The sequence below is a fragment of the Paenarthrobacter sp. TE3676 genome, from assembly GCF_056279165.1.
Genome location: NZ_JBWBQU010000005.1, coordinates 49,677 through 74,357 on the forward strand (window position 1 = coordinate 49,677; position 24,681 = coordinate 74,357).

At 63.3% G+C, this 24,681-nt stretch carries 20 protein-coding genes; 7 read left to right on the plus strand and 13 right to left on the minus strand.

Annotation, left to right across the window (positions count from 1 at the left end):
* Nucleotides 1–15: 15 nt before the first annotated feature.
* The 4 genes from ACZ881_RS13050 to ACZ881_RS13065 all read right to left on the minus strand — a co-directional run bounded on the left by ACZ881_RS13050 (nt 16) and on the right by ACZ881_RS13065 (nt 4,269).
* Nucleotides 16–1,008 (minus strand): 4-(cytidine 5'-diphospho)-2-C-methyl-D-erythritol kinase, encoded by a 993-nt coding sequence (locus tag ACZ881_RS13050; RefSeq protein ID WP_476116055.1) that lies wholly within the window; start codon nt 1,006–1,008, stop codon nt 16–18.
* The gene (gene rsmA / locus ACZ881_RS13055; protein WP_091466175.1) at nt 1,005–1,886 is read right to left on the minus strand and encodes a 16S rRNA (adenine(1518)-N(6)/adenine(1519)-N(6))-dimethyltransferase RsmA; all 882 of its coding nucleotides are present in this window, start codon (nt 1,884–1,886) and stop codon (nt 1,005–1,007) included. The genes ACZ881_RS13050 and rsmA overlap by 4 nt, the downstream gene beginning before the upstream one ends.
* Before the next feature lie 26 nt (nt 1,887–1,912).
* Nucleotides 1,913–3,082 (minus strand): transglycosylase family protein, encoded by a 1,170-nt coding sequence (locus ACZ881_RS13060; RefSeq protein WP_476116057.1) that lies wholly within the window; start codon nt 3,080–3,082, stop codon nt 1,913–1,915.
* Between the two features lie 290 nt (nt 3,083–3,372).
* On the minus strand, nt 3,373–4,269 hold the full coding sequence (locus ACZ881_RS13065; protein ID WP_364308312.1) for a TatD family hydrolase: 897 nt from the start codon (nt 4,267–4,269) through the stop codon (nt 3,373–3,375).
* Nucleotides 4,270–4,465: 196 nt separating this feature from the next.
* Between ACZ881_RS13065 and ACZ881_RS13070 the strand changes: the two genes are divergently transcribed.
* From ACZ881_RS13070 to ACZ881_RS13080, 3 genes are read left to right on the plus strand one after another with little or no spacing between them, the layout of a single operon-like run.
* Nucleotides 4,466–5,554 (plus strand): AAA family ATPase, encoded by a 1,089-nt coding sequence (locus tag ACZ881_RS13070; protein WP_178997928.1) that lies wholly within the window; start codon nt 4,466–4,468, stop codon nt 5,552–5,554.
* A gap of 13 nt (nt 5,555–5,567) precedes the next feature.
* Nucleotides 5,568–7,016, plus strand: coding sequence for a DUF58 domain-containing protein (locus ACZ881_RS13075; protein WP_476116059.1), 1,449 nt, complete (start codon nt 5,568–5,570; stop codon nt 7,014–7,016).
* Nucleotides 7,013–9,508: a transglutaminase TgpA family protein gene (locus ACZ881_RS13080; protein ID WP_476116061.1), complete on the plus strand. Its 2,496-nt coding sequence runs from the start codon at nt 7,013–7,015 to the stop codon at nt 9,506–9,508. Before ACZ881_RS13075 ends, ACZ881_RS13080 begins: the two co-directional genes overlap by 4 nt.
* Before the next feature lie 130 nt (nt 9,509–9,638).
* On the opposite strand, the gene ACZ881_RS13085 is transcribed toward ACZ881_RS13080, so the two are convergent.
* On the minus strand, nt 9,639–11,120 hold the full coding sequence (locus tag ACZ881_RS13085; protein WP_026542786.1) for an NAD-dependent succinate-semialdehyde dehydrogenase: 1,482 nt from the start codon (nt 11,118–11,120) through the stop codon (nt 9,639–9,641).
* A gap of 160 nt (nt 11,121–11,280) precedes the next feature.
* Complete coding sequence (rsmI, locus tag ACZ881_RS13090; protein WP_476116484.1) at nt 11,281–12,156, minus strand: 16S rRNA (cytidine(1402)-2'-O)-methyltransferase; 876 nt, start codon at nt 12,154–12,156, stop codon at nt 11,281–11,283.
* Nucleotides 12,157–12,289: 133 nt separating this feature from the next.
* On the opposite strand from rsmI, the gene ACZ881_RS13095 reads away from it, so the two are divergent.
* Both ACZ881_RS13095 and ACZ881_RS13100 read left to right on the plus strand, forming a co-directional pair.
* A complete protein-coding gene (locus ACZ881_RS13095; protein WP_476116064.1) occupies nt 12,290–14,107 on the plus strand; it encodes a dolichyl-phosphate-mannose--protein mannosyltransferase in 1,818 nt (605 codons plus the stop codon).
* Nucleotides 14,108–14,120: 13 nt separating this feature from the next.
* A complete protein-coding gene (locus ACZ881_RS13100) occupies nt 14,121–15,953 on the plus strand; it encodes an AMP-dependent synthetase/ligase (RefSeq protein WP_476116066.1) in 1,833 nt (610 codons plus the stop codon).
* Nucleotides 15,954–16,007: 54 nt separating this feature from the next.
* On the opposite strand, the gene ACZ881_RS13105 is transcribed toward ACZ881_RS13100, so the two are convergent.
* Nucleotides 16,008–17,198: a TIGR01906 family membrane protein gene (locus ACZ881_RS13105; RefSeq protein WP_476116068.1), complete on the minus strand. Its 1,191-nt coding sequence runs from the start codon at nt 17,196–17,198 to the stop codon at nt 16,008–16,010.
* Between the two features lie 139 nt (nt 17,199–17,337).
* Entirely contained in the window at nt 17,338–18,333 is a 996-nt protein-coding gene (locus tag ACZ881_RS13110) for a stage II sporulation protein M (protein WP_476116070.1), read from the minus strand.
* Nucleotides 18,334–18,438: 105 nt separating this feature from the next.
* On the opposite strand from ACZ881_RS13110, the gene ACZ881_RS13115 reads away from it, so the two are divergent.
* Complete coding sequence (locus ACZ881_RS13115; protein WP_476116072.1) at nt 18,439–19,245, plus strand: RDD family protein; 807 nt, start codon at nt 18,439–18,441, stop codon at nt 19,243–19,245.
* Between the two features lie 122 nt (nt 19,246–19,367).
* Here ACZ881_RS13115 and ACZ881_RS13120 read toward each other — a convergent pair whose 3' ends face one another.
* The 5 genes from ACZ881_RS13120 to ACZ881_RS13140 form a co-directional block, all read right to left on the minus strand.
* Complete coding sequence (locus ACZ881_RS13120) at nt 19,368–20,210, minus strand: pentapeptide repeat-containing protein (RefSeq protein ID WP_476116074.1); 843 nt, start codon at nt 20,208–20,210, stop codon at nt 19,368–19,370.
* Nucleotides 20,211–20,397: 187 nt separating this feature from the next.
* On the minus strand, nt 20,398–21,618 hold the full coding sequence (locus tag ACZ881_RS13125; protein ID WP_256870883.1) for a L,D-transpeptidase: 1,221 nt from the start codon (nt 21,616–21,618) through the stop codon (nt 20,398–20,400).
* 128 nt (nt 21,619–21,746) lie between these two features.
* Nucleotides 21,747–23,225 (minus strand): adenosylhomocysteinase, encoded by a 1,479-nt coding sequence (gene ahcY / locus ACZ881_RS13130; protein WP_476116076.1) that lies wholly within the window; start codon nt 23,223–23,225, stop codon nt 21,747–21,749.
* Between the two features lie 45 nt (nt 23,226–23,270).
* The gene (locus ACZ881_RS13135; protein WP_017198664.1) at nt 23,271–23,489 is read right to left on the minus strand and encodes a Trm112 family protein; all 219 of its coding nucleotides are present in this window, start codon (nt 23,487–23,489) and stop codon (nt 23,271–23,273) included.
* Between the two features lie 150 nt (nt 23,490–23,639).
* Nucleotides 23,640–24,038, minus strand: coding sequence for a DUF3499 domain-containing protein (locus tag ACZ881_RS13140; protein ID WP_091466154.1), 399 nt, complete (start codon nt 24,036–24,038; stop codon nt 23,640–23,642).
* A 121-nt stretch (nt 24,039–24,159) separates the two neighbouring features.
* On the opposite strand from ACZ881_RS13140, the gene ACZ881_RS13145 reads away from it, so the two are divergent.
* Nucleotides 24,160–24,678: a metallopeptidase family protein gene (locus ACZ881_RS13145; RefSeq protein WP_091466152.1), complete on the plus strand. Its 519-nt coding sequence runs from the start codon at nt 24,160–24,162 to the stop codon at nt 24,676–24,678.
* The last annotated feature ends 3 nt before the right edge of the window (nt 24,679–24,681 follow it).

Below are 24,681 nucleotides of genomic sequence, written 5' to 3' on the forward strand. Positions count from 1 at the left end.
TGGAATGCGGAGGTACTAAAGGAGGGTATCGGAGATAATCCGGGCGCCGGGCACCGGGCCGTGGACCGCCAAGGCAGTGTGTCCGCGGTGGGTCAACTCTTCGGCAAGGACCTTAGCTGAGACAGAATCCCTGGCAAGCAGGGCGATGGTGGGTCCCGAGCCGGACACCATGCCGGCAAGGGCACCGCGCGCTTCACCGAGCCCGATGGTGTCGCGAAGCTGGGGTGCGAGCGTAATGGAGGCCCGCTGGAGGTCGTTGATCAGCACGCGGCTGAGGGTTTCGGGGTCACCGTTCCGCAGGGCTTGGAGGATGGTGGGGTCCACGTCAACGGGCTCGGGAATCTCCACGCCTTCTGAGTCCCGAAGCCCGTCGAGGGTTCGGAACACGTCAGGAGTGGACAACCCGTAATCGGCAAAAACCAGCACCCAATCCATTTGCGCCTTGGCCAGCGCGGGCGAGAGTTTATCTCCCACGCCAAGCCCGACGGCGGTGCCTCCCAGGAGCGAGAACGGCACGTCTGCGCCCAACTCGGCTGCAAGGTGCGCAAGTTCCTCGCGCGAAAGGCCGCTGTTCCAGAGCGCATCGCAGGCCAGCAGCGTGGCGGCGGCGTCTGCAGAGCCACCGCCCATTCCACCAGCCACGGGGACACGCTTGGTGATTTCCAAGTGCACGCCGGTTGGTTTCTCGGACATTTCAGCCATGATGGCCGCAGCCTTGTAGGCGAGATTGCGCTCGTCCAAGGGGATGTCCACGCCGTCCAGGTCCAGTGTGCTGTCCGGGCTGATGCTGACAGTGATTCCTTCGGTCTCGGTACTTGTGGCCGCCACTTCCTCGTAGAGGGAGACGGCAAGGTACACGCTGGCCACCGAATGGTATCCGTCGGGCCGCAACGGTCCTACGCTCAGGGAGACGTTGATCTTGCCCGGGGCTTTGACGCGAACCGTACGGGCATGAAAGCGATCCCCCACGAACGGGAGGCTGCTTGGCTTGCGGTTACCCGGGTTCATGCGTCCACGGGGTGGCGGGCTTCGGCGATCTTGACGTAGGCATGGATGTCCAGGACCTCGCCGCGCGCTGTGGGGTCAACTCCGGCGGCCACGAGGCACCGCTCCGCTTCGGAGGCGCTCCCGGCCCAACCGGCGAGTGCCGCGCGCAGCGTTTTCCGCCGCTGCGCGAAGGCAGCATCAATGACGGCGAATACCTGTTCACGCGTGGCATGCGTTTCCGGTGGGTTATGCCGGGTGAAGGCGACCAGACCTGAATGGATCTTCGGCGCAGGCCAGAAGACGTTCATCCCGATGACGCCGGCCTTGCGCATATGCCCATACCAGGCCGCCTTGACCGACGGGACACCGTAGATCTTGGAACCCGGCGTGGCGGCCAGGCGATCCGCAACCTCATCCTGAACCATGACCAGGCCATGCTGGAGGCTGGGGAAATGCTGCAGCAGGTGAAGCACCACCGGAACGGCCACGTTGTAGGGCAGGTTGGCCACCAATGCGGTGGGTGGCAAAGGCAGTTCGGTGACCTTCATGGCGTCCGACAACACCAAGTGGAAGTTGTCCTCCGCACCGGGCCGCCAAGCGCGCACAGTCGCTGGGAGCTTTTCCGCCAACACGGGGTCGATTTCGACGGCGACCACGGCCTTGGCCGCGTCCAGCAAACCGAGTGTCAGGGAGCCAAGGCCAGGGCCTACCTCCAGCACGGTTTCGTCGTCGCCAATGTTGGCTGCGGCCACAATCCTGCGGATGGTGTTGCCGTCGATCACAAAGTTCTGCCCCAGGGTTTTCGTGGGGCGTACACCGATCTCCTCGGCGAGCCGTCGGATATCTGTGGCTCCCATCAAGGGCGCGACGGCGGCGGGTTCGGAATTCGGTTCAGTCACCTAGGTATCGTATCGCCTGTGCGGGGTCAGGCTGCGTGGGCGCAGCCCCAGTCGCTGAGGCCGTTCTTGGCGTAGAGGCGGTTGGCGATGTCAATCTGCTGAGCCTTGGTGGCAAGGCTGGCGTTGGGAGCGTAGGCTCCACCACCGTTGGCAAGCCAGGTGGGGCTGGAGAACTGCAGGCCACCGTAGTAGCCGTTGCCGGTGTTGATTGACCAGTTTCCGCCCGATTCACACTGGGCGATCCTGTCCCACATGGCTTCGTTCGGTGCGCCCGTGGGGCCGCTGGCTGCGGGTGCTGCAGTTGCGGCTGCTGCCTGCGGGGCAGGGGTGGGAACGGGGCGGGCCTTGGTGCCGACGCTGATCTTTTCGGTCACCGGCTTGGTGGCTACGTTGCTGGAGACCAGGGTGCGGGACGCTTCACGGCCGTCCACGAGGACCAGCTTGAACGTCTTGACCAGGGACCCTGCCACGCCTTCCTGAGTCACTTTCTCTTCGCCTTTGAAGAGTTCAGCACTATCACTCTTCACGCTTTCGAACGGTACTTCTTCGGTGGCTTCGGCGGTCTTGCTCGTGTCCACCCGGGAGACCTTAATCACCATGTCCTGGACGATGGGGGCATTGCCGGGCTGGGAGATGCGGTCGTTGGCACCGAGGGTGATGCCGGCGTCCTTGAGCACGGTGGCGACGTCGTCCGCCGTCGTGGTGGTGCTGGTGTCCTTGCCGTCAGCTACGACGCTGATGGTCTTGGGAGTGGAGATGGAAACGAAGGATCCGGTGACTTCCAAGGACGCTTCTTTGGGCTGGGAGATTTCGGAGGAGCTTGCTACACCGAGTTCGCTCACCAGGCCTGCAACGTCAGGGGCAGTGGTGTTCACGGTCTTCCGAGCGCCGTCCAGTTCAATGGACACGGCTTTGGCCAGGTTGACGTTCACTACGGATCCGTTTTCGACCCGCGCGTCAAGAGCCGGGGATACGCGGTCTGCGTCCTTCAACTCGACCTTGGCTGCTTTGACCACTTGGTCAACAGTGCCGCCGAAGGTCTGGATGGAGCTCACTTTGCCGTCCACGTTGAGGGTGACGGTCTTGTTGTTGCCGACGAAGGCGACGACGCCAACCACCAGCGCTGCAACCACCAGCAGCTGGGTACCTACCTTGAGGAAACTGAACTTGCCATCCGTTGTGAAGAACTTGATCACGATCGCCCATTACTCTCAGACCATCCGGGCACGGGGAAAAGCGCAAAAGTAATGCCGACCGCAAAAACGGAGGGCCAGGCAATAAACCTGGTCCTACACTTGCTGCCGGCATCTGCGCCGCCAAAAAACATTCAACTGATTGCTCCGGAATCAACCGGTGCAGTTGTCCGAAGGCCTTCCCCGACCCCGGCTACTTGTTTAACACAGTAACCGATCCGTTATAAACGAACCAAGAATCGTGCATACCGGGTATCCAGGCCCGGAGTCGCCTTGTCGACAAAAAAGGCGGCTTAGGCCCACGAACCGTAGGCATTCAGGGTGTTTTCGGCCAAGCGCGAACAAAGTTCGGCCAAGTCATCTCCTGTCACGTCAGCCATGGACCGGACTGTGTAGGGAACCATGTAGCTCGCATTCGGCCGCCCGCGGTGGGGATGCGGTGTGAGGAACGGAGAGTCGGTTTCCACCAGAATCCTGCCAGGTTCGGCAATGGCCAGGGCAGCGCGGAGATTCCCGGCGTTCTTGAACGTCATGGTGCCGGCGAAGGACATGTACCAGCCGTTCCCGTTACAGATCCTGGCTAGTTCCTCATCTCCGGAGAAGCAGTGAAACACCACGCGATCCGGAGCGCCTTCCTCCCGCAGGACCTGCACTACGTCGTCGTGGGCGTCGCGGTCGTGAATCTGCAGTGTCAGCCCGAGCCTCTTGGCGATGTCAATATGTCGCCGGAAGGAGTACCGCTGATGGGCCAGCCCCTCACCGTGGGTTCGGAAGAAGTCCAGCCCGGTCTCCCCGATGGCCCGGATCCGCGGATGACCGGCCAGCGCCTCGATCTCGGCGAGCGCCGATTCCAGTTCACCGCGGGCCGCGTATTCGGGGGCGTCGTTGGGGTGGATTGCTACGGCACCGAGTAGCCGGGGGTCAGCTTCCACCGCCTGCACTGTGAACCTGGAGGACTCGAGGTCGCAGCCCACTTGGATGGCGCCCTGCACACCAACGGCTTCCGCGGAGTCCATCGCGTCCCGGACCGAGACCTCAATCAAGCCGTGCCTGAAGTCCAGATGCGTGTGATTGTCCATCACAGGTACAGGCAGGGGTTCGGGCGCTGGCGGGTACTCCCGGCGTGAGTCTTTTTCGTCTGCTGCGTCGGAAGGCGCCCGGTAAGGTGCGGGAGCGAGGGAATTGCACATGCTTCCACCTTATTCGGACCGCGGTCCTCCCCGGGCGCCCGGGAGGAGCGAGCCATAAATTCCGTTTGCCACATAAATTCCGGGGCACTATGTTAGCGCAGGCCAATGTCTGGGTAGTCTGGAACGGACAAGCGGCCAACACCAGCAGCGCTCAGCGAAGACAGCTGCTGCGGAGGCCACGGCTGAAGGGCAATTCATGGAGTCCAAGCGACAAGTCACCGTTGAACCTTCTCCTGTTCAGGGCGAGGCTTACAGTCCCCTGCCCCGTGACGGCGCAGGGCTCAATGGGCACAGGCCGCATGTCATGGACGCGGAACGGTTCCACGATGCCAGCGAGCGCATCCTTGGTTCCATCAATAAGGTCATCGATGGAAAAGCCGACGCCGCCAAGCTCGCCCTTACTGTGCTGCTGGCCCAAGGTCATCTTCTGCTGGAGGATGTGCCGGGGGTCGGCAAGACCTTGCTCGCAAAGACGCTGGCCCGCACTGTGGACTGTACGGTGTCCCGCATTCAATTCACCCCGGACCTGCTCCCTTCCGACGTCACAGGAGTGTCCATCTACAACCAGTCGTCCCGGCAGTTCGAGTTCCGGCCCGGTGCCGTGTTCGCGAACATCGTGATCGGCGACGAAATAAACCGCGCTTCGGCCAAAACCCAATCCGCCTTGCTTGAATGCATGGAAGAGCACCAGGTGACTGTGGACGGCCATTCGTATCAGCTGGGATTGCCCTTCATGGTGGTGGCCACGCAGAACCCCATCGAGATGGAAGGCACGTACCCGCTGCCGGAAGCACAGCGTGACCGCTTTATGGCCAGGATTTCCATGGGCTACCCGGACAGGGAGGCCGAGATCGAGATGTTGGAGACACATCAGGCGTCCTCACCCCTGATTAAGGTGACTCCCGTGGTCACGGCGGCCGATGTGGCTGCCATGATCGCCACCGTCCAGCAGGTTTATGTCTCCACTGCCATCAAGGAGTACACGGTGGCCATTGGACGGGCAACCCGTGACAGTGCCCGGCTCCGCCTTGGTGCCAGCCCGCGATCTTTGCTGCAACTGCTCCGTGCGGCCAAGGCCACGGCGGCCCTGGATGGCCGCGATTTCGTCCTTCCGGATGACGTGGTGGACGTGGCCGAATCAGTGCTCGCCCACCGGATCATCCTGGACCGCAAGGCTGCGAGTTCGGGCGACACGCCGCAGAGCATTCTCCGGGGCATCTTCGCTTCCTTGCCCGTGGCCCAGGAACCGCCTGGCGCGTGGCGCAGGGACAGGCACAGCGTTTAGGAGAGATGCCGGTATGGCGCTCATGGATCGGCTTCCCAAGCACTTATTCACCAACCGCGGCTGGGGGCTTCTGGCCGCCGGGGCCCTTTCCCTGGGGTGCGCGTATGTCATGGGCAGGCGTGATCTCCTGACTCTGGCTGTCCTGTTGATTCTCCTTCCCTTGGTGGCGCTCGCCGGCGTCCGCGTGCTCAAACCCAAGTTCCAGGTGTACCGGGAGTTCAATCCGTCCACGGTGGAGACGTCCGGCACCACAACCGTTCGCCTCGCTGTTGCCCGGTCGTCATATTCCACAGGGCACGTGATCATGGAGGAGCAACTGCCTCCCCGCTTCGGTGAGCCACCCGCTTTCCGCTTTCCTGCCCGATCAGCATCCGGAGGCACCAGCCGTTACGAATATCACTTGCGCTCGGGCAAGCGGGGACAGTTCCGGATTGGTCCGGTCACCGCAGAGTTCAGTGACCCTTTCGGCTTATCGCTGCGGCGGCATGCAATTGACGACGGCGACATCCTCACCGTGACTCCTGCCGCCGTCGAACTTCCCGTCACGGGCCTCGCCGGTGCGCGTGGCAATGATGGCGTGACGGCGACCCGTATCCGGGCCAATCCCAGCGATGATGACATCATGACCCGTGAGTACAGGCACGGCGATCCCATGCGCCGCGTTCACTGGGCGGCTACTGCCCGCCATGGCCAACTCATGGTGCGCCAAGAGGAGTCGGTGACCACCCCCGAGGCCACCCTCATCCTGGACCAGAGATTCACCGCCTTTGCCGCCGGAACCGGTTCTGTCTTCGGGAGCCATGACGAGAACTCTGACCTTGTAACCAGTACAAACTTCGAGTGGATGGTCACGGCGGCGATGTCCATTACCGCGCATCTGGCAGAACGGAACTATTCGTTACGGCTCCTTGATGCATTTGGCAGCCCGGCGTTCCATCGTTCGCGGTCAGCGCCGGACGCGGAGGCGGAGGAGTTCGCGGGCGTGGGCGGCCTTCAGGCCATCGCAGAGAGTCTTGCGGCAGTGGAGCTAAGCGGCCCGAGGCACACCAGGCCGGAGCACCACAGGACCGAGCAAATCTCCGAACACAAGGAGGGCTCCCCCGGCTCGGCGGGCACGGAGAATGCCGATTCTCCTTTCAACGATCGCCTGATGGACAAACTCTCAGCGCACCGGTTGCGCGGTCCGCTGCTTGCCTTGGTGGGCAACCTGACGCCCGCCGAGGCAAGGACACTTGCCCCAGCGGCCGGCTATGGTGCCAACGCCTTTGCCTTACTGATCACCGATGCCTCACGGAACAACGAGGAAATACTTGAGATCTTGCGTGTTGCCGGTTGGAGGGCAGCAGCTGTGACATCGAAAACCCAGTTGACGGCTGCCTGGTCAGCCTTCGATGCCGGTGGCATCGTAGCTGCCGCAGATGCGGCCATGGATGTCCGGCGTGGAGCGGCGGTGCCACGATGACCGCCACATCCCACCAGGGCTCCCCCAGCGCTCCGACGCAACCGGGTGGAACAGCCAGCACGGCTTCGTCCGGCAAGCGGCCCCGGCCGCAGGTCCCGGGTCCAGGGCCCTATCCATGGGCCATGGCAGGATCAGTGGCGGTGGCTGTCCTAGGGGCGGCGTTGTCCTTGAACGGTGTCCTCAGGGGCTGGGCCTGGTTCATGCCGCTGATCACCACGGTGGTAGTGGTCGCGCTGACGCTTGCTGCCCTCCGGGCACTCCGGGCCCAGCCGCTGATCGCGACCCTGGGCTCCTTTGCCGCCTTGGCGGCTGTGCTCAGCTTCATCTTCTGCCGCCAGGAGAGCCTGGCGGGGTTCATCCCCACCACCGAGACCTTTACCGCCGTCGGACGACACATTAAGCGGGCCGCCGATACAGTGGTGTCCGAAAGCGCGCCGGTGGCACCCAACGCCGGGATCGTTTTCGTCATGTGTGCCTGCCTTGGGCTCCTGGTGATCCTCATCGATGCCCTGGCCGTTCCACTTTCCATGCCTGCGGCCAGCGGCATTGGCCTGCTGGCGGTCATGGTGGTGCCTGCCACTATCAAACCGCAGAGCGTGGGAGTAGCCGGATTCATCGGCGCGGCCGTGGGTTACCTGCTCATCCTGGGGTGCAGCCACTGGTTCGCCCCTGATGCCAGGCTCCAGTCGGGCTCGGGGCGCGGTGCCGGCCAGTTCAAGCGCTCAGTTGTCACCGGTGGCCTGGCGCTGGCATTGACCATGACCGTCCCCTTGGCCATCCCCGGTTTCGAGACCGGCACTTTTCCGCAGGGCTCGCGTCTCAGCCCGTGGGGCACCTCCAATGGGCTCAATCCCATGATCACCTTGGGCAACAGCCTCAGGAGTCCTACCGGTTCGGGCCGCATCACGTATGCCACTAGCGCCGACGCGCCCCTGTATTTGAGGTCGGTCACCGTTGACCACTTCGACGGCGAAACCTGGGCTCCGGATGATCGTGCCTCCGAGCGTCGCGTAGGTGCGGACAGGATCGAGACGGGGTACGCCGTCCAGGGCGAAGTGGTTAACGCCGTGACCTCGATAAACGCGGGCCTGTTCACCAGCCCTTACCTCCCTGCCCCGTTTGCGCCGGCCTCCGTGAACGGGCTCAACGGACGCTGGACCTGGGATCCGGCCACTTTGAGCATCATGAGCACTGAGACCACCACCCGCGCGCAACGGTACGTCGTCTTCTCCGCAGCCCCCAGGATCACATCAGAGTCCCTGTCCCAAGCCGCTTCCGTACCGAAGGGCATTTCAGAAGACTTCCTGAGGATTCCGGGCAACCTTCCGGACATCGTGCGGCAAACAGCCGATACCGTCACGGCATCCGCGGGCAGCAACTACGCCAAGGCGCTGGCCCTCCAGAACTACCTGCGTTCCGGCGAGTTCACGTACTCCCTGCAAGCTCCCGTGCAGAACGGCTATGACGGCAACGGCCTCTCGGTCCTGGCTGACTTCCTTGCCGTCAAGAGCGGCTATTGTGTTCATTTCTCCTCGGCCATGGCCGTCATGGCACGGGCCGAGGGCATTCCGAGCCGCATCGCGGTGGGCTACGCGCCGGGCCGGCTCACGGGCGAGTCCGTGGCCTTGGTCGGTCAGGGATCCTTCCCTGAGTACGAGGTGGACGCCCGGGATGCCCACGCATGGCCCGAACTGTATTTTGAGGGCCTGGGCTGGGTTCCCTTTGAACCAACGCCGTCTCGGGGCCACGTCCCCGATTACGCCATCGAATCCTCGGTTCCCAGTAATCTCAGCACCAACGCCGATGAGAAAGACGTCCTCACAACCCCCGCGCCGCCGGCAGCAGCCCCCGTCCCGATTCCTGGAGTGGAGACCCCTGCCGCGGGTTCGGCCACCACGAACCCGCTCCCGGCTATCGGCGCCGCAGCAGCGGGGATTTTGTTGCTCGCCGGATTCCTCTGGTCGCCGAGGCTGAGCAGGACGGTCCTCCGGCGACGCCGGTTGAACCAAAAACCTCCGGATGAAGCCGGCACACCTGGCTACAAGGATCCTGCCCCTGAACTTGCCTGGGCGGAGCTACAGGACCTCGCTACCGATTACGGCGTGCCATCGACATCCAGCGAGACGCCGAGGCATTTTTCCGCCCGGCTGCGGTCCAGCACCGCACTAGGTGACACAGGAGGACTCAACGACGCCGCACACGCAGCAGTGGCTTCCCTCACCTCGGACTTCGAACGGCAACGCTACGGTCGCACGGCGGCCCCGGCCCCGGCAGCGGCGGGCCGCATCGCCGTCGTCCGTGAGGCGTTGCGGAACAATGCCCGCTGGTTGGTGCGCTTCCGCGCTGACTGGCTGCCGCCGTCGATGATGCAGCGCTGGGTCCGTGCGCTGGGCGCGCCGTTCCGGGCTGTTGGAAGGCTCGGCAAAGCCATGGGCCGGGCGGTTGGCCGGTGGTGGCACAGGCTCCGGGGCCTGATCCCCCAGCGCCGCTAGGTTCAGGTACAGACAGCGTTCAGCTACAGACAGCGAGGGGCCCGACGCCGGAACTTGTGGTTCCGGGGCCGGGCCCCTGCGTGTGTCAACCGTTCTTGTTGCGAGAGCGGTGGACCGGATCCTGTGCGGCCTAGTCGGCGTAAGGGTCCGCGATACCTACGTACTGGGTGTACAGGTACTCTTCGATGCCTTCGGAACCGCCTTCGCGGCCCAAGCCGGACTGCTTGACGCCACCGAAGGGGGCGGCAGCGTTGGAGATGACACCGGCGTTGAGGCCGAGCATGCCGGTCTCGATGCGTTCGCTGATGCGCAAGCCCCGGTTGAGGTCCTTGGTGAAGACGTAGGCAACCAGGCCGTATTCGGTGTTGTTGGCCAAGCGAACGGCGTCGTCTTCTGTGGAGAAGGTGATGATCGGCGCTACCGGCCCGAAGATTTCTTCCTGCAGGATGCGGGCGTCAGCTGCAACGTTCTTCAGCACGGTGGGCTGGTAGAAGTAGCCGGGACCGTCCACGGCGGCACCACCGGTGACAGCTGTGGCACCTCCTGCTACGGCTTCGGAAACGAGGGCGTGGACGCCGTCGCGGGCCTTGCCGTCGATGAGCGGGCCAACCTTGGATTCGGGCTCGGTACCGCGGGCGGTGGTCAGGGAACCGATTTTGGCGGCGAACTTCTCGGCGAAGGAATCGGCGATGGACTCGTGCACAATGAAGCGGTTCGCTGCGGTGCAGGCCTCGCCCATGTTGCGCATCTTGGCAGCAATGGCGCCTTCAACGGCCTTGTCCAGGTCGGCGTCTTCGAAGACCACGAACGGTGCGTTGCCACCGAGTTCCATGGAGGTGCGCAGGACCTTGTCCGCTGCTTCACGGATCAGGGCCTGTCCCACCGGGGTGGAGCCGGTGAAGGAGATCTTGCGGAGGCGGTCATCCTTGATCAGCGGGCCCGTGACGGCGCCGGCGGTGGAGGTCTGGATGACGTTGAGGACACCGGCGGGGAGGCCGGCTTCCTGCATGACCTGGGCGAAGAGCAGGCTGGTGAGCGGGGTCAGGTTGGCCGGCTTGAGCACCATGGTGCAGCCAGCGGCGACGGCGGGGGCTACCTTGCGGGTGGCCATGGCCAGCGGGAAGTTCCACGGGGTGATCAGCAGGCAGGGGCCTACCGGCTTCTTCTGCACGAGGAGGCGGTTCTTGCCATCAGGTGCTGCGGAGTAACGGCCGGACACGCGGACTGCTTCTTCGGAGAACCAGCGCAGGAACTCGGCACCGTAGGTGACTTCACCACGGGCTTCGGCAAGGGGCTTGCCCATTTCGAGGGTCATCAGCAGTGCGAAGTCTTCGGCACGCTCGGTGACCAGTTCAAAGGCGCGGCGCAGGATTTCGCCGCGTTCGCGCGGTGCGGTGCGGGCCCAATCGGCTTGGGCGGCAGCAGCGGCATCGAGGGCGGCAGCGCCGTCTTCAGCACCGGCGTCGGAGATGCTGAGAAGGACCTTGCCCGTGGCCGGGTCCTCAACATCAAAGGTCTTTCCGGATCCGGCCGGGCGCCACTGACCGTTGATCAGCAGGCCGGTAGGGACGGAAGCCAGCAGTTCGCTTTCGCGTTCAACCGTGACAGTCATGGCGACTCCTTCGTCTTGGGTGCTTTGGAGAATTGCACCACTGGGGTTCGTTGCCGGAAGTGGCTTGAATTACTGCCACGGTACTGCCCCGCGAGAAGCAGTGTCTACGCCTTCACGCACTGCCGCATGGTCGCTATTTTGTGCAGCTGCACAGCGGACGTCAGCGCGCTGCGAGGACTGCCGAATAGAGCTCCCGCTTGCTGACCCGGGCATCGTCGGCCACTGCGGCCACAGCTTCCTTCAAGCGGATGCCTTGGGAAATGAGGTCGTTCACCGCGGCGACGTGATCCTCGGGCTTGCCCGGTTCCTGCTCAGGTGCACCGCCCACCACCACTGCTATTTCGCCGCGGACCTCGTTGTTCTCCGCCCACTCCAGCAGTTCACGCAAGGTGCCACGGATGACTTCCTCATAGGTCTTGGTCAGTTCGCGGCACACAGCAACCCGGCGATCGGCCCCGAAGCGCTCGTGCAGTGCGCGCAACATGACCTCGAGCCTGTGCGGCGCCTCAAAGAAGACCATGGTGCGGCGTTCATTTGCGAGGTCGGCGAGACGTGAGTTCCGATCCCCCGACTTCCGGGGAAGAAAGCCTTCAAAGCAGAAGCGGTCGGTGGGCAAGCCGGACAGCGCCAAGGCCGTCAGTACCGCAGAAGGGCCGGGAACGGCTGTGACGGTCAGTCCGGCGGCAACTGCGCCCTCCACCAGACGGAAACCCGGGTCGGAAACCGCGGGCATTCCGGCGTCGCTGACCATCAGGATGGTCTTGCCGGCGCGCACGTGGTCCAGGAGTTCACCGGTCTTGGCCACTTCATTGTGCTCGTGGTAGCTGATGACGCGTCCGGTGACCTCGACGCCCAGTGCCGTTACCAACCGGTGCAAACGCCGGGTGTCCTCTGCGGCCACAATGTCCGAGGTGCCAAGGAGTTCAATCAAGCGTGCGGAGGCGTCACCCACGTTGCCGATGGGCGTAGCGGCAAGCACGATCCTGCCGACGCCGGGAGTTGCACCGGAATCGGCAGCAGAAGCTGACTCATCCAGGTCGTCGTTGAAGGGAGTCTCATCCGGGGTGCTGCGCTGTTCGTCCACCTGCCAAGCCTAATGCCGCACGCGCTTCAAGGATGCAGCCGCGGGGTTCAGGGATACAGCAAGGATGGAAAGGTAGCATGGGCGGGTGAACCAGTCGCCCGTTCCTGCTACCGCTTCCGGATCCCCGGCGGCGTCCCCGGCGACCCCTGAAGCCGAAGACACAACTGTGGAGTTAAGCAGCAGGCAGCAGGATGCATCGAAACGCGCCGTCGGGTCAGCGCCCCGGCAGGCGGCGGCGCCGACCGACAGCCCCGGCGGAACTTTTCCCGGCCGTGGGCTGGAAGGTCACCGTTGGATCGCCCGACCGACCGAGGCCTACACTGCCCAAGCGTTGAAGGAACGCCTGATCGGTGGTGTCCAAAGCTGGCGCGACTACCCGGCCTCGTTGCGCTTGTGGTTTTGGCTGATCCCCACCATCACGGCGATCCTGGGCGGCGTTCTCCGCTTCTTCCGGCTTGATGCCCCGCACAGCCTGGTTTTCGACGAAACATACTACGTCAAGGACGCTTACTCCTATGTGGTGAGCGGCTACGAACGCAGTTGGCCGGCCAACGCCAACGATTCCTTCAATGCCGGCAACCCGGACATCCTCCTCAACACTCCGGAGTACGTGGTCCACCCGCCGGTGGGCAAATGGATGATTGCCTTCGGCATGTGGCTGTTCGGCGGGGACAACCCCTTCGGCTGGCGGTTCAGTGCGGCCCTGGCAGGCACGCTGACGGTCTTCCTCGTTTCACTCATCGCACTGAAGCTGTTCCGCTCGCACACCCTGGGTGCCGTCGCCGGGCTCCTGCTGGCCGTTGATGGCCACCATCTGGTGCTCTCCCGTACGTCGCTGCTTGACGTCTTCCTGGCGCTCTGGATCCTGGCCGCTTTCGGTGCCTTGTTGATGGACCGCGACGACGGCCGCAGTCGTCTGGCATTCCGGCTCGCCGCCCAAGCGGCTGCTTCGCCGGGAGGCCGCCCCACACCCACCCAATTGGTTGCCGGCCCCTGGCTGGGCATGCGGTGGTGGCGGCTGGTGGCAGGCCTCTGCCTCGGCCTGGCAGTGGGGACCAAATGGTCGGCGCTTTTCTTCGTAGCCGCCTTCGGGCTGATGACCGTGCTGTGGGACCTGAGCGCCCGGCGCATCGCAGGCATCCGGAGCTGGTTCAGCGCCGGCATTATCAAGGACGGCCTCCCCGCCTTCCTGACCATCATCCCGATTGCCGCCGTGACCTATGTGGTCAGTTGGACGGGCTGGTTCCTCTCGAAGGACGCCTACTACCGGCAATGGGCTGCCACCAACCCGGCCCCGGGCTGGGATTGGCTGCCCAACTCCGTACGGTCCCTGGCGCACTACCACCTGGAAGCCTACAAATTCCATCAAGGCCTCAGCTCCGACCATCCGTATGAGTCCAGTCCCTGGACGTGGCTCATCATGGGCCGTCCCACCTCGTTTTTCTACCAGACCCCGAAGCAGGGCACCCCGGGCTGTGTTGTTGAAACGTGTTCCTCGGCCATCCTGCCAGTGGGGAATCCAGTGGTGTGGTGGGGTGGAACCATCGCCTTGGTCATCCTGTTGTTCTGGTGGGCAGGCCGCCGGGACTGGCGTGCAGGTGCCATCCTTGCCGGAGTGGCCGCCGGATATCTTCCGTGGTTCATGTACCCGGAACGCACCATGTTCATCTTCTACGCGGTGTCCTTCGAGCCGTTCCTGGTTCTGGGCTTGACGTATGTGCTGGGGTTGGTCTTGGGACGCAGCGGCGACCCCGTCTGGCGGCGACGATCGGGCCTGTACATAGTTGCGCTCGTCCTGGTGCTGGCCGTGCTCGCAACGGCATTCTTCTATCCCGTGCTCACGGCGGAGGTCATCAGCTACCAGGAGTGGCGGATGAGAATGTGGATGCCATCGTGGATCTAGGAGGAGGCAAGCAGTGAGGGAAGCAAGCACGGAGCTTCTGGTCGAGGCGGACCCGAACACCAACGTGACGGACCTCCTCCTGGAACGCTGCCACAAGGATCCGTTCGGTAACCTGTACGCGCATAAAACCGCGAACGGTTGGCTTAACGTTTCGGCAGCCAGGTTCCTTGCCGACGTCACTGCCTTGGCCAAAGGCCTGATCGCGGGCGGGCTCAACCCCGGCGATCCGGTAGCCGTGCTTTCCCGCTCAAGTTTTGAGTGGACGCTGGTGGACTTCGCCATCTGGATGGCCGGCGGAGTCACTGTCCCCATTTATGAGACGTCTTCGGCGAGCCAGATCGAGTGGATCCTCACGGATTCCGGCGCCCGGCGCATCTTTGTGGAGGACACCGCCAAGGAGAGCCTCGTCCGTGCCTTGGTGGAACAGTCCCCGGCCTTGGGCGAGGACCCAGTGACCATCATCCGAATGGAGCACGACGGCGACGCACCCAACCTGACCAGCGTCTCCGCCGTCGGAATCGGCATCATGGACGCCGAACTGGAGCGCCAGCGCAGCGCGGCAAACCTGGCGAGCGTCGCATCCATCGTTTACACGTCCGGAACCACGGGCAAGCCCAAGGGCTGCGAAATCACCCATGGCAACTTTGTCCTCGTGGCGCGTAACGTCATCCCTTTCCTCCCCGAGCTGCTCATGCAGCAAGGCGCACGGACGCTGATGTTCCTGCCCTTGGCGCACGTCCTCGCCAGGGCTGTCCAGGTTGTTTGCCTCACGGCGGGCATCACGCTGGGTCACAGTGCCGGCGCCAGCGGACTCATGGCGGATCTCGGATCATTCAAGCCCACTTTCCTGCTCGCTGTGCCCCGCATCTTCGAGAAGGTCTACGCTGGTGCCAGCCACAAAGCGGCCATGAGCGGTAAGTCCGCGCTCTTCTCGGCAGCTTCGACCACCGCGGTGCAATATTCGACGGCGGTGGACCTCGCCAACCGTGGCGAAGGACCGGGTCCGGGTTGGCTTCTGGGCCTGAAGCACTCCACTTTCAACAAGCTCCTTTATCCGAAGGTGCGGGACGTCTTCGGCGGCGACGTCGGCTACACGGTTTCCGGAGCCAGTCCCCTGAGCCTCCGGGACAACCACTTCTTCCACGGCGCGGGAGTTCCCGTTCTTGAGGGCTACGGGCTGACAGAGACCACGGCACCCTGCACCGTCAACACTCCCAGCATGTCCCGCATAGGCACGGTGGGCATTCCTCTTCCTGGAACCACCGTCAGGGTGGCGCAGGACGGCGAAGTGCTGGTCAAGGGCATTGGAGTCTTCAAGGGCTACCACAACAACGACAAGGCCACGCAGGCTGCCTTCGTTGACGGCTTCTTCCGGACCGGCGACCTCGGAGAGCTCGACGCCGACGGCTTCCTGACCATCACCGGCCGAAAGAAGGACCTTCTGGTCACCGCCGCTGGAAAGAACGTGGCACCGGCTCCTTTGGAGGAGAAGCTGCGCGAGCACCCCTTGGTGGGTCAGGCAGTAGTAGTCGGCGACGGCCGGCCCTTCGTGGCGGCACTAGTCGGATTGGACCCCGAAGGGCTTGCGGACTGGTGCGCCGAGAACAAGGCGGGGGCCATGACCCCCGATGAAGCCGCTGCCGATGACCGCGTAAAGGCGGCCGTTCAGACGGCAGTGGACGAGGCCAACAAACTCGTCTCAGCTGCTGAGTCCATCAAGAAATTCGCATTCATCACGGCGGATCTCAGCGTCGAGTCAGGGCACCTGACGCCGTCGCTCAAACTGAAGCGGGCTGCGGTGCTCAACGACTTCTCCGCGGCTGTGGAAAAGCTGTACAGGAAGTAGCTTTCCCCGCCTGGCTCAGCCGCCGCAGGCGCAGCCCCCTGCGGAACGAGCCCGCTAGCGCGCAGCGCTCGTCGGTTCCTTCCGCAGGCTCTCGGCATCGTCGTTTGTGGGAGTTGCCTCGTCAGATTCCTCGCGATCCTCGTCCGCTTGTGCCGACGCAAGGCCGCGGCGCCGCTTGGTAGGCCACGTGAGGATGAACGTCACCGTCGCTGCGAGGAACACCAGGGCCCCGATGACAATGCCCGCGTCAATCCAGAACTGCCCGGGGAAGAGCCGGATAAGGGTGTCTTCCAGCGAGAAAGTCCACGTTCCATTGGCAAAGAAGATGCGGTGGAACTCGGTAAAGAACTGCTGCCAGCCCAGGACCGCCAATACTGCGAGGCCAATGATGATGATGACCAGCGTGACGATTGAGCCCGCAAAGAGACCGCGGCGGATCCCGCCTGTGCTTCGCTTACGCAGATACAGGATGGCGATGATGCTGAGGACGATGAGCAAAAGCCCGGCCCCGAAGGCGGACAGAATGACCAGCTTCACGTCTGCCATGTGCGAAACTTCGCTGTCGGTGAAGAGCTTGTCGCCGTCCAGGTTGACCAAGCCCCCCAGGTAGCGCGGGCCGGCCCAGTTGCTGAGGTAATCAACGGCGTATGAGCCGTACGTCATACGGTCGTCAGTGCTGAAACCGTAGCCGTCGCCGGGGAAACCCGGGCGGTTGTACTCCACCCACAGGAACAGCGGGCTGGTGACTGCCCGAACGGCAAGCACCAGGAGGATCACCGGGTAGAAGACCGCCAAAAGCACCTGGAAGATCCGCGGGCCTACCGGCTTCACCTTTGCTGCTTGCTCGCGTTCGGCGTTTCGTCGCGCCACTTCGTCTTCCGGCGGGCGGATCTGAAGAGCCGACGTCGGCAAGGGTTCCGAATAGTGCGACGGCTGCTTGGTGGTGGAAGCGCCTGCCAAGGTGTCGGCGAACAGCGGCGGCTCAACCTCGACGTCGGCCGCTTCTGCCGCTTTCCGGTCCGCGCGGCTCCCGGGCTGGCCGGTGGCAGGCGTTGTGGGAGTAGAAGCGGTGGCGGCCGACGGCTTGTTGTCCGACGGTGTGGCACCGGTCTTGGGTGTGGCTGCAGGAGTGGCCGGAGAAGCACCACTGGACGTCTTCGGCTTCATCCAGTCGAAGGCCGGTTCGTTGGGGTCCTCGTGGACTTCCGTGTCCGGTTCTTGTGGTTTTGGGCTCTTGTCGCTCACAGCGGGTTCACTTCCGTAGGCATCCACCGGCGATTGCTTGCTGCCGGCTCTCTTGTCTGCATTCGAGCCTACCGCCCGGCATTACAGAGACACGCGGTGCCACCCCGGCCGCGACCAGATTGAAACGCAACTGTAAGCTCTACGCAGCAATGCTGCGATAACCGGCGTCGTTGTCATCCATGTCTCCTGTGACACCTGCACGGACTGCCTTCCCACCCAGCACCAAGGTGTACGCCCAGTACCCGGCCAGAACCAGCGCACCAATGGTGATCTTGGCCCATACGGGAAGCGGGCTCGGCGTCACAAAGCCCTCGACAATGCCCGAAACCAGCAGGACGAGCACCAGCCCCAAGGCAATGGTGATCAACGAACGGCCTTCATCGGCCACAGCCTGCAGCCTTGTCCGTGGGCCCGGCCGCACCATGGCCCAGAAAATCTTGAGCCCCGCCGCGCAAGCGATGAACACGGCTGTGAGTTCCATGAGGCCGTGCGGAAGGATGTAGCTGAAGAAAATGTCCATCTTCCCGGTGGCCAGGAAGAGGCCGGCCGCGATTCCCAGCCCCTGCGCGTTCATGAACAAGATGAATGGCACCCAGAATCCGGTAATGCCAAAAGCCACAGCTTGAGCGGAAATCCAGGCGTTGTTCGTCCACACCAACCCGGCGAAGGAAGCCGCAGGATTCTCGGAATAGTAGTCGATGAAGTCTTCCTCCACATACTGCTGCACCTTCGCATCACTGGATGCTACGGCCCTCAGGGCCTCCGGAGAAGTGCCAATCCACAAAGCATAGGCACCCGCAACCAGGACAAAGGCAAGCCCGCACCATATGGTCAACCACCGGATCCGGTAGAAGGCCGCAGGGAGGGAAATAACAAAGAACCGCGCCAGGTCCTCCATGAAATTGGAGCGGGCCCCCGTGAACCTCGTCCGGGCCTGGGCCAACGCTGCAGACAAGGATGCGGACAACCCCGTCTCCGGCGCCACAGACCGGATCAGCGACAGGTGCCCGGACACCGTTTGATACAAGCGAAGAAGCTCATCGGCCTCGGCACCCGTAAGCTTTCGCTTATGTGCCAGGAAATGAAGCCGCGACCATTTGTCCCCATGTACGGCCGAGAAGGCATCTATGTCCACGCCACCACCCTAGCGCCTGCATCCACCGGCAGGTCAGCCCGCCGCTAGACTCGTTGATGAGGGCAGTCGTGTGGCCCGAAGCGTTGGCGAAACATGGGGGCAGGCATGAGTTCAATCATCACAGGCGAGGCCGTGGTCCTCGAGCTTCGCCCGGCCTCCTTCGCCGCGCGAGCACTGGGGCTCATCATTGACGTGATCTCCCACATCGCCCTCGCGATACTCCTGATCATCCTGATCACCAGCGCCTCCCGGGATCTCGACGACGCCGCCATACAGGCAATGGTCCTCAGCAGCGTCGTCTTCTCGGTGGTCATCGTCCCCGTCACCGTGGAAACCCTGACACGGGGGCGGTCCCTGGGAAAGCTCGCAACGGGGCTCCGCATAGTGCGCGACGACGGCGGCTCCATCCGCTTCCGGCACGCCCTCATCCGCGGCCTCCTCGGCTTCCTGGAGATCTACCTGACCTTCGGCGGCCTCGCAATTGGCGTGGCACTGTTCAACGACAAATCCAAGCGCCTCGGCGACATCGTTGCAGGCACCTACTCCCTCCGGCAACGAGTACCCGCAACGCCCCGCATCATGCCCGTAGCACCGCACCACCTGCAAGCATGGGTTGCGATAGCAGATATCGGCAGGGTGCCGGATGCCACCGCTCGCCGGGCAGGAACCTTCGTGCAGCAGGCCTACCTCATGGCACCGGCCTCACGCGTCAACATGGCCGCCTCGCTCGCATCGGAACTCGCAAGGTACGTCGCCCCACCCCCGCCCACCGGCACCATCCCCGAAGACTACATAGGCGCAGTCCTCGGGGAACGGCGCAACCGCGAACTCACACGACTCCGCCAAGCGGAGCAGCGGAATGCGACCGTAGGGGAACGACTCAGGAAGCTGCCGTTCACTCACGAGTCGTAACTCTGGCGCGGCTGTTACCAGCCATCGCCGGTCGGCCGCCGTCCTCGGCGTGCTCGCTCGTTCCTCGCTTAGACGCACGCTGCCGGACGCCGGCCGACCGGCTAGTCCCGATTCCGCTGCAGTCACCAGTGATCCGGTCTTGTGAGTCGTGGGGGTAGGAGGGTGGAGGGGGCGCCTTCGGCGGCGTTGATCTGCGGTTGGGTGAGGTAGAGCGCAGTGGAGAGGTCGGCTCCGTGGAGTTGTGCTCCGCGAAGATCTGCTCCCAGGAGGTCCACGGCTGTGAGATCGGACTTCCGTAGATTGGCTCCGATCAGGTATGCACCGCGGAGGTCCGCTCCGCACAGGCTTTGGTTCGCAAGGTTGGCTCCCATCAGATCAGCGCCGCCCAGCCTGGCGTCGGCATCCGGTTGGCGGCCGGCGTCGAGCCTTGGCTTGTCCTCGGCCCCGTAGGAGGCGCGTAGTTCTTCGCTAACCTCCATCAGGAGTGCGCGGACTTCTCCATGGAGAGTTTCGACGTCGGTGGCCAGGACCGTAGACGCATCACCTTGTGCGGCGGCCGCTATGCGCTCGGAAAGGTGCTCCGCCGTGAATGCAAGGTCTGGATCGAACGTCCGTTGCCGGGCTTCGTCCAGGTACCAGAGCATCTCGTGGAGTTGCCTGACCACCTTGAACACGGCGAACATCGAGGACCTGGACGAAGGGTCCTGCGTCCAACTGGTGCCGGCGAAGGTGTGTTGGGACACTACTTGGCCGGCGCCGAAACAATCAAATACCGTGCAACCGCGGAAGCCTCTCGGCCGTAAGCGTTGGTGGATGGTGCAGGAAAAGTCGTCCGCCATATTCGGGCACGGCGAAGCGGCAGGTTTGTCGATGGCGAAGTCAGCTGATCGGGTAAATCCGAGCGCGGTGCAGCAAAGGGCGAAGCAATTGCCGCAGTCGGGGCTGAGCGTAGGTGAAATGGTCATGCGTGCTCCAAGTGATAAGAAAGGGTCCGGTGGAAGGAGCCGGGGAACCCATGAGCGGGTTCCCCTGAGGGACACCCGGAATCATCTTGGAGGGCAGCACAAATAGCAGGGCCGACGTCGTGTCAGCGCTGGAGCAATGGGTCAAAGTGCGCAGGAAATAATCACTACAAGGATCTTAACAGCAGGACTACCGCTGGGCGTAGCTAGCCCACGGAATGTTCCAGTCGCCAAAGCCTTCCAGCGGTTCCACTGCCGGTGCGCCGGTGTTCAGGATCTGGACAACGTCACCGGTCTTCATGTTGTTGAAGAACCACTCAGCATCCGCCGGCAGCAGGCCCACACAGCCATGCGAGACGTTAGCCACCCCGATGGAGCTCCATGCGGCTTCAAGGGCCTGGTGAACGTACACACCGGACCATGTGAGCCTGTTGGCATATTCCACTACGAGGGGCGGGTAGTAGCCTTTGTCGCCGGGCTTCAGGCCAATTGTTCCGGCGTTGAAGTTCGAGTGGCGTTCCTGTTCCATGATTACCGCGTACCCGGTGGGAGAAAGCCAATCTTCCCCGCCGAGGGACACAGGTGCAGTGTGAACCAACTGGCCGTCGGAGTACACGTTCATGGTCTTGGTTTTGTCATCAACCACAGCCACCCGCTGGGGGCCGGTGGTGAACGTTGAGACCACGTCGGCGTTGCCGATCATGTTGTTCCCGAAATCCACGCCCAACAGCTTCATATCCACGGTGACGGTGGTGCCGGACGCCCAGAAAGCCTCGGGACGGATCCGGACCTTCTTGTCCGAATACCAGTGCCAGGCAACGGGCTGGCCGGAGGAAACGGTGATGGCCACCCGCTTCTCCATTGCCACCTTGTCTACAACGGGCTCACTGAAGTTGATTTCTATGGGCTGACCGGAGCCGGCCGTGGTGCCGTGGCGGGGGTAGATGGAAGCGTCGGCCTCGTAGGCGGCGGAAACCGTGGTGAAAGTTTGGGACTTCTTAGTCTCTTTCCCCGCCGTATCCACAACAGTGAAGGAGTAGCTGTATTGGGTTTTGAACTTCAGGACTTCCAGAGTTGTCCACGTGCTGCCGTCAGGGCTGGTGGTGCCTTGCACAGGCGCACCACCGCCCACCGGCGCCAACACTACGTCCTTCAGCTTCCCGTTGACTGCTTTGATCTGGGGACCCACAACAGGGTTCCACTCCACGGCGCCATCCAGCGGGGTGATGCCCAGCTCAACGGGTTTGGCTTCCACCGTGGGAGTCGGTGACGGCGCTACGGCCGCATCCTGCGGAGAACCTGCCAGCAGGCCCGGCACTGCGACCACGCCAATTCCACCCACGACAATGGCTGCGCAGACTCCAATGATGGCAAGGATCTTGCCCTTTTTACGTTTGGCGACTTCCGTCATGGTTCCTGTCATCCTGTCCCCCACAAGCATTACCGAACACCCAATTCTACCGGAAAGGCCGGCCACGCTGGTTGCGTGTCCGGCCTTTCGCCATCGATTTGGGTACCGCCGGGGGCGGATAGTGCAGCTTAGTAGCGGTAGTGCTCAGGCTTGTACGGACCCGCAACATCCAGGTCCAGGTAATCCGCCTGGTCCTTGCTCAGCTCCGTCAGCTCCACGCCCAAAGCATCCAAGTGGAGGCGTGCAACCTTCTCATCAAGGATCTTGGGAAGGACGTAAACCTGGTTCCGGTACTCGCGCTCACCGGCGGGCTGGTCCTTCTTGGTCCAGAGTTCGATCTGCGCAATGGTCTGGTTGGCGAACGAGTTGCTCATCACGAACGAAGGGTGTCCTGTGGCGTTGCCCAGGTTGAGCAGCCTGCCCTCGGACAGCACAATGATGGACCGCTCGGAATCCGTCCCGGACTCGAAGACCCACTCGTGGACCTGCGGCTTGATCTCAACCTTCTTGACGCCCGGAATCCTGGCAAGCCCGGCGATGTCGATTTCGTTGTCGAAGTGGCCGATGTTGCCAACGATCGCTTTGTTCTTCATGCCCAGCATGTGCTCGGCCATGATGACGTCCTTGTTGCCTGTGGTGGTGATGAAGATGTCGCCCTGGGCGAGCACCGTCTCCAGCCTGGCAACCTGGTAGCCGTCCATAGCGGCCTGAAGAGCGCAGATGGGATCAATTTCAGTGACGATGACGCGCGAGCCCTGGCCGCGCAGCGCCTCAGCGGCGCCCTTGCCGACGTCGCCATAGCCGCATACAACCGCCACTTTGCCGCCCATCAGGACATCCGTGGCCCTGTTGATACCGTCCGGCAACGAGTGGCGGATGCCGTACTTGTTGTCGAACTTGCTCTTGGTCACGGAGTCGTTGACGTTGATGGCCGGGAACAGCAGCTTGCCCTGCTCCGCGAGCTGGTACAGACGGTGCACGCCTGTGGTGGTTTCCTCGGTGACGCCTTCGATGCGGGCGGCCAGGCGGGTCCACTTCTGCGGATCAGCGGCAAGGGTCCTGCGCAGGAGGTCCAGGATGAGGACGTATTCCTCCGGATCGTCCTCAGTGGCGGTCGGCACGGCTCCTGCGGCTTCGAATTCGACGCCCTTGTGAAGCAGCAGCGTGGCGTCGCCGCCGTCGTCGAGAATCATGTTGGGACCCAACTCCGGGTTGGTGTCGGCACCAGGCCAGGTGAGGATCTGCTCCGCAGTCCACCAGTACTCCTCAAGGGTTTCGCCCTTCCAGGCGAAAACCGGAACACCCTGCGGGTTTTCCGGGGTACCCTTGCCGACGACGACGGCGGCAGCGGCTTCGTCCTGGGTGGAGAAGATGTTGCAGGAAGCCCAGCGAACTTCCGCGCCCAAGGCAGTGAGGGTTTCGATGAGTACTGCGGTTTGGACCGTCATGTGCAGGGAACCGGCAATCCTTGCACCCTTGAGGGGCTGCCCTGCACCGAACTCCGCGCGAAGCGACATGAGACCCGGCATTTCGTGCTCGGCGAGACGGATTTGGTGACGGCCGGCCTCCGCAAGCGTGATGTCAGCCACTTTGAAGTCAAAAGTCATGGAAGTCCTTAGGGGTACCGTGCGGATTTGATGGAAGAAAGCGCGTCAGGCCTTGGAATCGTGCTGGCCTGAGGTTGCCGCATTGGCTGCGGCCAGCAGTTCGGGTGGCAGGAGCAGCGGGATGCCGTCCTCGATGGTGTAGCGGAGCTTTTCGCCGTCCGCAGCGGCATCGGTGGAAACCAACTCATCGCCCTCCTGGACCAGCGGTGAACCCGTCACGGGGCAGCGCAGGATGGACAACAGTTCAGGACTGACCTTTGGCATGAATGATGCTCCCTGGGTGGCGCCGGCATGGCGCCGCTGGCGGATATATCTGCAGATTCCAGACTACCGCGCAGGGAGATCCTGTTTTGGTCCCGACGACGAATTGCGTCCGGTAGCCGAAGCCCGGCAGCTGAAACGGGCACGGTCCGGCTAAGACGGCTCGCGGAGGATGCGCAAGTGCCCTCGACGGGTTCCTTCGGTGCCGGCGGGCGGCTCCATCTGAGGGTGGCTGTGCCGGGCTGGAGTTTCGGTGGTGGCCGAAGCCGCCTCCCTGACCGCGTTGGCAAGTGCCAGCAAGTCATCCGGGCCCGGCTCTTGTGGCGTTGTGGGCATGGCAAGGCGAAGGACTTCCCAGCCACGCGGAACCGTGAGTGACTCAGCGTGCTGAGAGCAAAGATCGTACGCATGCGGTTCTGCGTACGTGGCCAGGGGACCCAAAACTGCGGTTGACTCTGCGTACACGTACGTCAAAGTGGCCACCGCGGACTGGCGGCAGGCTGATCTGGAACACTGACGAATGGCACCCACAACATCCCAGATTAGCGCCATTGGGCGCATTCATTGCGCATTGCCCGCCCGTGCCCCGCGAACTCCAAGCGAGTATCCGCCGCTGCGGCGCGCTGCGGGCCTTGATGTCGCGCTAGCGGTTCCTCAGGACTAAAGTCGATATATGCAGTCACAGCCACATGTTCCCGGGTTCAACATCCGGTGGACTGACGCCGATGGCGATCAGGCCCAGGAACACGCCGGTTCGGAAGCGAGGGGCTTCCGGCGACGCCGGCGAAACCGGCACGGACGGGGACTGCGTGGAGAGCTGATGCTCCCCAATCTCCCCGGCTTCCGCACGCGCTCGGAACGCTTTGATGACATGGTGCTGGACTCCGCCGAACGGCTCCAGGACATGTGGGGCAAACAGCTCGACGGCGTTCTCTTTGCAGTCGATGAAATTCCACCCAACCTTGAGCAGCTGGTTGCCACAGGAAACACTGCCCCCATGGGCTCCTACACCCCTGGTGGCCGCGGCGAGGCACCTATGATTACGGTGTACCGCCGGGTAGTTGAGCAGGGCGCTGCCACTCGCGAAGAACTGCAGGACCTTGTCCACGACGTCGTAGTGGAGTACACCGCCGAGATGCTCGGCGTGCCCCCGGAGACCTTGGACCCGGTCTACCGGCGCCGCTACCAATAACTT